This is a genomic window from Bacillus haikouensis (assembly GCF_013179555.1).
In the GTDB taxonomy this organism is placed as follows: Bacteria; Bacillota; Bacilli; order Bacillales; family Bacillaceae_B; genus Rossellomorea; species Rossellomorea haikouensis_A.
This window is the reverse complement of sequence record NZ_JABMCR010000169.1, coordinates 1-9,556: the sequence shown is the minus strand read 5'-3', so window position 1 is coordinate 9,556 and position 9,556 is coordinate 1. Positions and strand designations below refer to the sequence as shown.

Below are 9,556 nucleotides of genomic sequence, written 5' to 3'. Positions count from 1 at the left end.
ATTTAATCTTATTGACTTTACTTAGTCCTGAAGCATATGAAATATAATTCCCTATTCCAAGCGGGCGGGAAAGGGCAATACTCCATATACCATACTTCCTGAACCACCTCTGTGCTTTTTCCAGCTTTTTTGTGTTTTTAGTACTTGTCTTATCTTTTATCGTATGCTTGATTTTAAATCCAATGGCATACGGAATATAGCTGAAAAGGGTATAAATCAGACTGCTGATAACAGCAAGACTGATCAACTTTCCCCATGAAGGATCAAGCAGGTATCCATAGGTCAATGTGACTAATACCCCGGGAAAAGGTAATGAGGAGGCTTCTATGGCATTCCCTGCAAACAGTCCCCACATCCCTAGTTCTCTTATGGCATTCATTATAAACTCTAACATGAGTCCCTTCCCTTCACGGTTTATTTAAATGACCTTTTCCCTCTTTGGATGAGAAGAAACTCCACATAATAAATTTTTATATACATTTTATGAAATAGTTCCATTTTACGAATCCTTTTTTATTAATCCAATGAGTGCTTTCCCATCAATTCCCCACTGACCTTCAGGACTGATTTTACGGATGATGAGGTGTCCTCTTGTCACAAATTGTGCCTGTTCACTTGAAGTCCACTTCAGTTTTGCTTTCACTTTATGGCCAAAAAGGGCATGTACATCTTCTGATGGAAGCAAAGATAGTTCAGTGATCTCTAAGTGATCGATTTCATGGATCAATTGTTTGGAAATATCCTCCTCATTTTCTGTAAGGATCAGAGTAAGAAGTTTTCTATCATGCTGATTGATCGCTACTTCCAAAATGTTGATGCTTTCGTATGGATCCATATTATAAAAGTAACTATGAAGCTTTCCTCCTGCTTTTAAAATCATCAATTTATGCGCCAAATCCGGAGTAGGTGTCTTATGCGTGGTGCTGCCATAAAAATGCACACAAAAGTGCCCTGGAAATCCGTTTTGAAGAGCTCCTGCACCGTGGGGCATCCCATTCATCGAAGCAGGAATTAATCGGTCACTGTATTGAACGAGGATAGCTCTTCTATCCCAACTCCACTTATCGCTATAAATGTTTTTCATGATTTTTGTGTCTTTTTTGGTTAGGGGCTGTACATCGGCATGTTTACTGCCTGCTCTTCGCTGCACTTTGAAACTGTGACCAGTCTCTACATCAATGATCGTGAAATAAGATTTATTCGGAATCATTTCGTTTACAACATCCCACGGAAGAATCTCAATTGAAAAAGATGTCCGCGGGCCAGTCATGGCACTTTTCTCTTTTATCATTTGTGCATCTGCTTTTCCAATCACAATCAGAAAAAGAAGGAATATAAAGACCACCCTTACATAACTCATAATGAACCAAACCTTTTTTCTATAGTTTCTGAATGAACGAGGAATGAATAAGCAGTAATTATTGGAAATGACGATCCTCCGATTTTCCTACATGAATGTATATAACCTAGTTATACTACTGAGGAAGGAGTTGATATCCGATGCAGCTGGTGACAAAATTAACTTTAATCAGTCTTCTCTCATTTCCTGTTCTTCATGAAACACACGACAGTCAAATTCAAATTTACTTCCAAGGAAGCCTCCTTTCTTCATATGTAAAGAACGACCTGACATACCATGAAATAGATGAACCACTTCTTAATCCAGCCGTGACAGCTAAGGTTACGGAAGACATAAATAAAAAAGTATCGGTTCCGCCGCGTGATGCTTATTTGGATGAGGATAATAACATTAAGGAACATGAAAACGGATATCAACTAAATGAAAGAAAATTCAACAGGCAGCTGATGGATGCTTTGTTCTCAAAAGGCACAATCAGAATTGATGTTCCGTTGCAGGTCCTGCATCCCAGAGTGGACAGTGAACTTCTGTCTACGATAAGGACCCAGCAAATCGGTCATTATGTCACTTATTTTAATCGTCATAATAGTGAACGAACCCATAATATTTCCCTTGCTGCAAAAGAAATTAATAATACAGTCGTTTTTCCAGGTGAATTATTTTCATTTAATAAAACTGTGGGCAGACGGACGAAAGAAAAAGGATATAAAAAAGCTCCAGTCATTGTGAGAGGGGAGCTTTCGGAAGATATAGGCGGAGGTATTTGCCAGGTGTCGTCCACACTATACAATGCCGTCGACCTTGCAGGTGTAGAAATCGTTGAACGATATCATCACAGTAAACGGGTACCATACGTACCCAAGGGAAGAGATGCTACAGTAAGCTGGTACGGGCCGGATTTTATGTTTCGCAATTCCTATAATCAGCCCTTGCTGATTCGTTCCAGAATATACGGCGGGCAAATCAGCATAACCATCCATTCGTCTGAATTTATCAATGTAAAAAAAAGAAATATACCATCACTATCTGACAATTTGTCACAGGAGATACAGAGGTCCATTTTTTAAAACGGTTGAACAAAAATGTTTAGTCTAAGTAAAACCAGAACTAATTTGCCTTCTAACTGGCAAATTAGTTCTGGTTTTTATTTTATTCAAATTTTAGCTCTTTCCAGCGGTTGATTGGAGTGCAAAACGAAGACTCCTGCGGGAGAAGCGTGTTAGGCAAGCTCCGGCGGCTAGAGGCTCGAGACATAAGCCATGCCATCCCAAAAGCCAAAAAGCGTCTTTATGGCTGCACTGACTTATGCTTGTCGCCTCTGATCGAGCCGCTTCCGCTTTTCTGCTCGCAGGGAGGTACGACTGAGGAGGCTCACCAACCGCCCGCGGAAAGCGAAGTCTTGCATGGAAATCAACAGCGGTATTAAGATACACTGAAATTGTTCGTTCTTCTTTATGTCGTGGTTTATTCGTTTTGTCTTTGCCTCATCCCGCTTCAGACAATTACCCATTAAACTCCAAAAACTCTATCCTATTTCCAAACGGATCAGAAACAAAAAAACGGGTCCTTCCTTTTATAGGAGTATCTTCTTTAACCTGAATTCCCTTCTCGATTAGGTTATTCCGAAAATCATCCAAACCTTCTACAAGTAATCCGGGATGAGCTTTTGTTGCAGGTTTAAAATCCGGTTGTACACCTATATGAAGTTCTTGCGATCCAAACTGAAACCAGCACCCTCCCCTCCCTTGTAAATTTTCCGGTTTTGGAATCTCACTCAATCCGATTATTTCACTGTAAAACTTTCTTGCTTCTGTCTCGCAATCTTCAGGTGCAGCCAGTTGTACATGATCAATTCCTTTAAATGATACAGCCATATTCTCTCTCCTTTAAAGTGATGCAGGTTCTACTCATTTTACCATCTTATTCAATTATAAAGTTATAAAAAAACAGCTGCAAAATTTGCAGCTGCTTCCTTTACATATTTATTGGATAGAATTGATCCCTTCCATGACAGTATTTGTTAATAATTCAAGATCTTCCACTTCGATAGTAAGTGGAGGTGAAAGAGTCAGTACATTATTGTATCCGGCGACAGTTGCCCCGTTCTTTCCAATAATAACCCCGTGTTGTTTGCAATAAGATATTACACCATTCACTCTATCCACGTCCAACGGTTCTTTCGTATGTTTATCCTTTACCAGCTCAATACCAATCAGAAGTCCTTTACCTCTGATATCACCTACAAGTTTATGTTTCTGCAGCTGATTTTTCAGAGTATTCAAGGTAGTTTCGCCAAGCTCCGCAGACCTTGCAAAGAGGTCTTCGTTCTCCATTATTTCTATATTTTTCAAGGCAAGCGCACATGCTGCAGGATTACCTCCGAAGGTATTGATATGACGGAAGTAATCATATTCTTGAGTACCTTTAAAGGCTTCATAAACCTCGCGTTTAACTGCGGTGGCTGATAACGGCAGATAAGCGGAAGTAATCCCTTTCGCCATTGTAATGATATCCGGTTTCACATCATAATTCATGTAGCCGAATGGCTTCCCTGTGCGCCCGAAACCACATATCACTTCATCGACTATCATTAGAGCCCCGTGTTTTTCACACACTTCTTTTGCAGCTTTCATGTAATCTTCTTGTGGAACCAGGATCCCCCCACCTGTAATAATTGGCTCCATAATGAGAGCAGCGATTGTTTCACTGAGTTCCCATGTCATTGCCTGGTCTATCGCTTTAACCCCTGGCAAATCGTGTGGGCATTTCCCTTCTGCTTCGTCCCTGTATGAGTCCGGTGGTGCGACATGGACAAACCCCGGTGCCAGAGGTTCGTATTTATATTTTCGCTGCGCCTGTCCTGTAGCAGCCAAGGCTCCCATTGAATTTCCATGATAGGAACGATACCTGGAAACAATCTTATAACGCTCTCCCTCTCCTTTTTGCTGATGGTATTGACGAGCGATTTTAAATGCCGTTTCGTTCGCTTCCGAACCACTGTTCGAGAAGAATATTACATACTCTTCGCCTAATAACCCGTTTAATTTTTCAGCTAGTTGAATTGCTGGCTGATGACTCTGTGTCAAAGGAAAGTAAGCCATTTTTTTCAATTGCTCATAAGCTGCTTCGGCTAGTTCTTGTCTTCCATAACCAACGTTTACACACCATAATCCGGCCATACCGTCCAGATATTTCTTGCCCTCGTTATCCGTTACCCACGAACCTTTGGACTCTGTTACCACCATCGTTCCAGTAGGACTGTACGGTTTCATGGAATGCCAGATGAATTGTTCATCCTGTTTAAGCCACATGTCTTGACCTGTCTTCTCCAATGGGTTCCCCTCCTTGTTTTCTCCTTTTAGAAATCAAATCGTGAAGTGATCATTTTCTTCCTAGTAAAGAAATTTACTCCGTCTTTACCGTTTACATGCATGTCACCATAGAAAGAGTCCTTCCATCCTGAAAAAGGAAAGAATGCCATGGTCGCTGGAACACCTACGTTAATCCCCAGCATACCCGCATCAGCCTCTTCCCTGAACTGTCTTACCGCTTTTGCATCCTTTGTATAAAGGGTCGCTCCATTTCCAAAGCGGGATTGTCGGATATACTCCAGCCCTTCATCAAGGTCATCCGCTCTGAGGAGACTCAACACAGGTGCAAACATCTCTTCTTTCGCAATCGTCATGTCAGGCTTCACATGATCAAAGATAGTGGCTCCCAGAAAATTTCCGTCCTTCATTTCATCCATTTCTTTTCTTCCGTCACGAATCAGTGTTGCCCCTTCTTCCATACCTTTTTCAATATACTTAAGGGTCCGCTCCCGATGTTCACTTCTGATGACGGGTGTCAACAGTACTTCATCGTCCATCCCATTTCCAATACAAAGGTCATCCGCCTTCTTTTTGAGAGCATTGACAAACGGTTCATTTTCCCCCACTACAACGACCGCACTGCATGCCATGCAGCGTTGTCCAGCACTGCCGAATGCCGAACTGATGATGTGTTCCGCTGCTTTGTCCAAATCAGCATCCGGCATCACTACATGATGATTTTTCGCACCTGAAAGAGCCTGGACACGCTTTCCTTGCTGAGCTGATTTTTCATATACGTATTTCGCAACAGGCTGTGAGCCTACAAATGAAATGGCTGCAATATCCTTATGTTCGATCAATCCGTTCACTACATCATGCGCACCGTGTATGATATTCAATACACCTTGAGGAAAGCCGGCTTCCGTAAACAACTCAGCAAGGCGGTTGGCAAGTATCGGTGTTCTTTCAGATGGCTTGAGGACGAAAGTATTCCCGCATGCCACTGCAAGTGGAAACATCCATAAAGGCACCATCATCGGGAAATTGAATGGCGTGATCCCAGCGACAACCCCAAGAGGATAGCGGAACATCTCTGAATCAATATCCTCTGCAATGCCGCTGAGCGTCTCGCCCATCATCAGCGTCGGTGCTCCGCATGCAAATTCCACACATTCCAGTCCACGCTGAACTTCCCCATATGCTTCTTTATACGACTTTCCATTCTCTTGAACCACGAGTTTTGCCAATTCGTCGTGATTATCAGATAACAGTGTGTGATACTTATATAGAAGTCTTGCTCTCTTCGGTACAGGAGTCTTTTTCCATGTTACCGAAGCTTCTGTTGCTGCTTTTACTGCCCGGTCCACATCTCCTTTGGTCGAGATCGGTACTCTCGCAAGCTCTTCGTTCGTCGCAGGGTTCAACACATCCACTGTCTGTGAACTTTGAGAGTCAACCCACTTTCCACCAATAAAGTTTTTTAATACTGCAACGTCTTTTTTAATGACCGTCATATAAATCCTCCTTAAAATCTAATATTTCGCTTAGAGCTTTTACCAGGTAGATAAGAGTATATAAGTTCATTATGAGAGATATCGCAAAGGCTTTCATTAGACAAAATGTAAAGTAACCATGGTTGTACATTAGACATTCTTGCCGATCATTTTACTGCTGATTGTTTTTTCACGAACTTTAACGGATGGAGATAATCGTGGGCTGACAATAAAAATTCGATAGCCAGCCGTTTATCGGAATTCATGAAATCTTCACCAAGGAGTTCTTCAATTTTTTTCAATCGATGGTAAAGGGTTTGTCTGACAATAAACAATCTCTTGGCAGTTTCCTGCTTTGACCCCTGGCAGCTTAAGAAAACCTTCAGTGTCAATAATAGGCTGCCTTCATTCTCCTCATCGTATAGCAGGAGGGGCTGTAAATATTCCTCTATCATCTCGGACAGGTTCACATTGTTATTTACAATTGATATCAAACGATAGAGATGTAAATCATCAAAGAAAAAGAAGTGGTTATCCCCAACTATTTTTGAACGGAATAATAAGCTTTCCTGAGCAGTTTTCAAGCTCAGGTGAATGTTCATCATCTCTTGTTGATACTTGCCTACAGAGATGACTGAATCTTTTTTATGTGATAAGAAATGGGACTGTTGAATTTTCTCCAGTGCCGCTTTTAACCGTTTTTTCCAATCGATCCGATCCCGGGTATCAAGCAGAATGAACAGCTGGTCGCTGCCGCATTTCTCTGGAAGCCCATGAAACCCCTGCTGTTCAAAAATACTTCTTGCCACTAAGTTGAAATAGGTCAAATCCTGGGGTTCACTTTCTTTCTCTTCACTAAAAATACAAACGACTCCTCCATGGAAATCCAATTTCAAATCCCGCAAATAGGCATCCAGCCGCTCATTGGATTGTTCTCCTTTCAGCCAGGACATTATCCACTTGGATTCTTCCATTCTCTTTTTTTCATCAAAATATAGTTCTCTCATGATAAATTGGGCCAGTGCCGTGGAAGTCCTGTCCAGTATTAACATTTCATATTCACTGAAAGGATGATCATTTCTGAAAATCGAAAGCTCTGCATATTCCCGGTCAAAGAGGATAACCTTCGCGGTGGTAAAATACCCATTCCCTCCCCCGATATGTTCCTGGTACCATTTTCGGATTTTCATTTCTTCCGAACGCCTCAAAGGAGGATGGATTTCCGGTTCCTGTTCTTTCACCTGGAAGATTATAGGTAATTCCAGTTCCTTATGTAGGATATTCAGTATTCCCTGCAATTGATTGACACTAAGCAGCTTCTTATTGAGCAACTGGGCATAGTCGTCCAGCTTTTTGATCATTTCATACTGTTGATTTATGAGCACAGAATGAATATCCTGAGTAATACTTACGAAAGGTACCTCTTTTTCAAATACAATGACCGGAAAGTCATGATGATCAGCCAGCTCCAAGACACGTTCAGGGATCTTTGAAATATTTGTGTCAAGTTCGATGCACAATGCAGCTGCATCACTTTCAATAAGTTGCTTCAGCAGGCAAAGGAACGCTGATTCTTCTTTTAGGGCCAATCCCGTCGTCAATATCAATTCATTGCCATTAAGTAAATTTTTGATCGAAGTAACTTCAACGACATGTACCCATTTCACCTGGCGATGAAGCCCGCTTTGACCGGCTATTACTCGTGAATGTTCAAAATATCTTCTGGAAAGAATTGATTCAACCGAATGATAATAAAGATTCTTCATCATACTCTCCTTCTTATGGCGTGATAGGTTTGAATGTATAGAGATAGGTAAATAAAAAGGATTGGCGTAACCAACCCTTTACTCTTCTTTTGTGGGGATTAATATGTGGACCTCCGAATGGCAGGTCATCAACCATTCTTCTTCCGAAATTTCAGTTGAAGACAAGAAAGTTAACATCCACTCGACTAGATCATCCGGTGTATCCAGGATAGTTGAATAAGATTGAAGTTCCTTCATTTTGTTTATATTTTCATTGCCCTGCTCAGGCAGGTTCTTCATTTATCCCCCCTCCTCTTATGAATGAATCAAAAGATTGGAAAAATACTTCCTTGCATTTGCCGTTTGCACATGGAGTGTTACACTGCGTTTATTTTCTGAGTGTTTGAATAGTACAAATGCTCCGCTTAAATTTTCGGTCACTCTTTCAATCTTAAATCCCTTTTGAATGAGAAAATCAATTTTATCCCTTTCAGTTAAAAACTCTTGATATTCCGACATCTGTTTCACCCACTCCATTCTTTAATCCGAGATTGCCAGACTTCTATAGAACACTTTCATGGATTCTATAGAAGTCTTCTGGACTATATTGTGAGACTTGTACCTGTCTGGGTTCCCTCCACTGTTTCTTCATTCAGATCTATTTCCCAATCACGGCCAACTGATATACCCAGATACTTATCGTCATCGGGATCAAGCAATTCCGCCTGTTCATACTTCTTATACCACCAGTACTTTGCCAGGAAATAATAACAAATGGCACCGGCTCCGAATCCGACAATGAATGAAAAGTTCGGTACATAATAAGAAGCAACAGCACCGATAATCCATGAAATGAAGCCGGCAAGATTGATCCCGTTCATATACCTGAATTGGCCCTCATTTTCATAGAGAGCCGGTACATTCACTCTTCGTTTTCTTATCATGTAATAATCTGCCACTAGTATCCCGACAATTGCCGATAAAATACCCCCTATAAAAAGCAGAACAGGGATAATCACACCAAACAGATTCCAAGGCTGTACGATTGTTCCCACCACTCCAGCAGTTAAAACGCCTGCCCAGAAAGGAAACTTTGGACCTCCTACATTAGAAAAGATAGTAGCTGCAGGTACAACATTGGCTGCAATATTCGTGGACCATTGAGCCAGGACAATCATTAGCAGTAAAATACCCAGAATCAGACCGCTTGCTGCTTCCTGTAAGGCAATGACGGGATCATAATTCAATACGGCAATATATGAAACCGCTCCGATTAAAACCATGAATGTCTGTGTTAGAGGCAATGTAATCAGGTTCCCGATCAAGGAACTTTTATTTCGTTTAAACCAATTCTTCTCATGACGGGGAGCCTTCATGAAACGTGAAATCGACGGAATATCCGCTGCCAACGTAGCCCAAAATCCCATATTGCTGAATATGACTACCAGAAATGCAGTAACGGCGGCTCCCCCTGTGACAGGACTTTCCACCCAGCTCCAAATATCACGACCATGAGCTGCTGCCGAGTCAGACAGGGAAGAATACATCCATACTGATATGATGATAATCACAGGAGCTGCAAGGTCGGCAAACCGCTCTACCGCCTTTATCCCTAAGGCCGTGTTAACTAATTGAAGAAGGGCAAAT

At 41.5% G+C, this 9,556-nt stretch carries 10 protein-coding genes; 1 reads left to right on the top strand and 9 read right to left on the bottom strand.

The features are described from left to right. The coding region (locus HP456_RS15515; protein ID WP_376766223.1) for a DedA family protein at positions 1-394 on the bottom strand (394 nt) is incomplete at its 3' end. Between the two features lie 105 nt (positions 395-499). Continuing rightward, on the bottom strand, positions 500-1,360 hold the full coding sequence (locus HP456_RS15510) for a hypothetical protein (RefSeq protein ID WP_172252706.1): 861 nt from the start codon (positions 1,358-1,360) through the stop codon (positions 500-502). Between the two features lie 140 nt (positions 1,361-1,500). Between HP456_RS15510 and HP456_RS15505 the strand changes: the two genes are divergently transcribed. Next, positions 1,501-2,427, top strand: coding sequence for a VanW family protein (locus tag HP456_RS15505; RefSeq protein WP_172252704.1), 927 nt, complete (start codon positions 1,501-1,503; stop codon positions 2,425-2,427). A 435-nt stretch (positions 2,428-2,862) separates the two neighbouring features. On the opposite strand, the gene HP456_RS15500 is transcribed toward HP456_RS15505, so the two are convergent. The 7 genes from HP456_RS15500 to HP456_RS15475 all read right to left on the bottom strand — a co-directional run. Continuing rightward, a complete protein-coding gene (locus HP456_RS15500; RefSeq protein WP_172252702.1) occupies positions 2,863-3,234 on the bottom strand; it encodes a VOC family protein in 372 nt (123 codons plus the stop codon). Between the two features lie 108 nt (positions 3,235-3,342). Then, positions 3,343-4,671 carry an aspartate aminotransferase family protein gene (locus HP456_RS15495; protein WP_172252708.1) on the bottom strand — a complete coding sequence of 443 codons (1,329 nt, stop codon included), beginning with the start codon at positions 4,669-4,671 and terminating at the stop codon, positions 3,343-3,345. Between the two features lie 47 nt (positions 4,672-4,718). After that, positions 4,719-6,185: a CoA-acylating methylmalonate-semialdehyde dehydrogenase gene (locus HP456_RS15490; protein ID WP_172252700.1), complete on the bottom strand. Its 1,467-nt coding sequence runs from the start codon at positions 6,183-6,185 to the stop codon at positions 4,719-4,721. A 146-nt stretch (positions 6,186-6,331) separates the two neighbouring features. Beyond that, positions 6,332-7,933 carry a PucR family transcriptional regulator gene (locus HP456_RS15485; RefSeq protein WP_172252698.1) on the bottom strand — a complete coding sequence of 534 codons (1,602 nt, stop codon included), beginning with the start codon at positions 7,931-7,933 and terminating at the stop codon, positions 6,332-6,334. Positions 7,934-8,008: 75 nt separating this feature from the next. Continuing rightward, positions 8,009-8,209 carry a hypothetical protein gene (locus HP456_RS15480; RefSeq protein WP_172252696.1) on the bottom strand — a complete coding sequence of 67 codons (201 nt, stop codon included), beginning with the start codon at positions 8,207-8,209 and terminating at the stop codon, positions 8,009-8,011. Positions 8,210-8,224: 15 nt separating this feature from the next. Further along, positions 8,225-8,428 carry a hypothetical protein gene (locus HP456_RS24845; RefSeq protein ID WP_216663309.1) on the bottom strand — a complete coding sequence of 68 codons (204 nt, stop codon included), beginning with the start codon at positions 8,426-8,428 and terminating at the stop codon, positions 8,225-8,227. 83 nt (positions 8,429-8,511) lie between these two features. Next, a partial coding sequence (locus tag HP456_RS15475) for a cytosine permease (RefSeq protein ID WP_172252694.1) occupies positions 8,512-9,556 on the bottom strand: 1,045 nt, incomplete at its 5' end.

Excerpts from the sequence above, each read along its gene's own strand:
- HP456_RS15510 (WP_172252706.1), bottom strand. The coding sequence starts at position 1,360 with ATGAGTTATGTAAGGGTGGTCTTTATATTCCTTCTTTTTCTGATTGTG.
- HP456_RS15505 (WP_172252704.1), top strand. The coding sequence starts at position 1,501 with ATGCAGCTGGTGACAAAATTAACTTTAATCAGTCTTCTCTCATTTCCT.
- HP456_RS15500 (WP_172252702.1), bottom strand. The coding sequence starts at position 3,234 with ATGGCTGTATCATTTAAAGGAATTGATCATGTACAACTGGCTGCACCT.
- HP456_RS15495 (WP_172252708.1), bottom strand. The coding sequence starts at position 4,671 with ATGTGGCTTAAACAGGATGAACAATTCATCTGGCATTCCATGAAACCG.
- HP456_RS15490 (WP_172252700.1), bottom strand. The coding sequence starts at position 6,185 with ATGACGGTCATTAAAAAAGACGTTGCAGTATTAAAAAACTTTATTGGT.
- HP456_RS15485 (WP_172252698.1), bottom strand. The coding sequence starts at position 7,933 with ATGATGAAGAATCTTTATTATCATTCGGTTGAATCAATTCTTTCCAGA.
- HP456_RS15480 (WP_172252696.1), bottom strand. The coding sequence starts at position 8,209 with ATGAAGAACCTGCCTGAGCAGGGCAATGAAAATATAAACAAAATGAAG.
- HP456_RS24845 (WP_216663309.1), bottom strand. The coding sequence starts at position 8,428 with ATGTCGGAATATCAAGAGTTTTTAACTGAAAGGGATAAAATTGATTTT.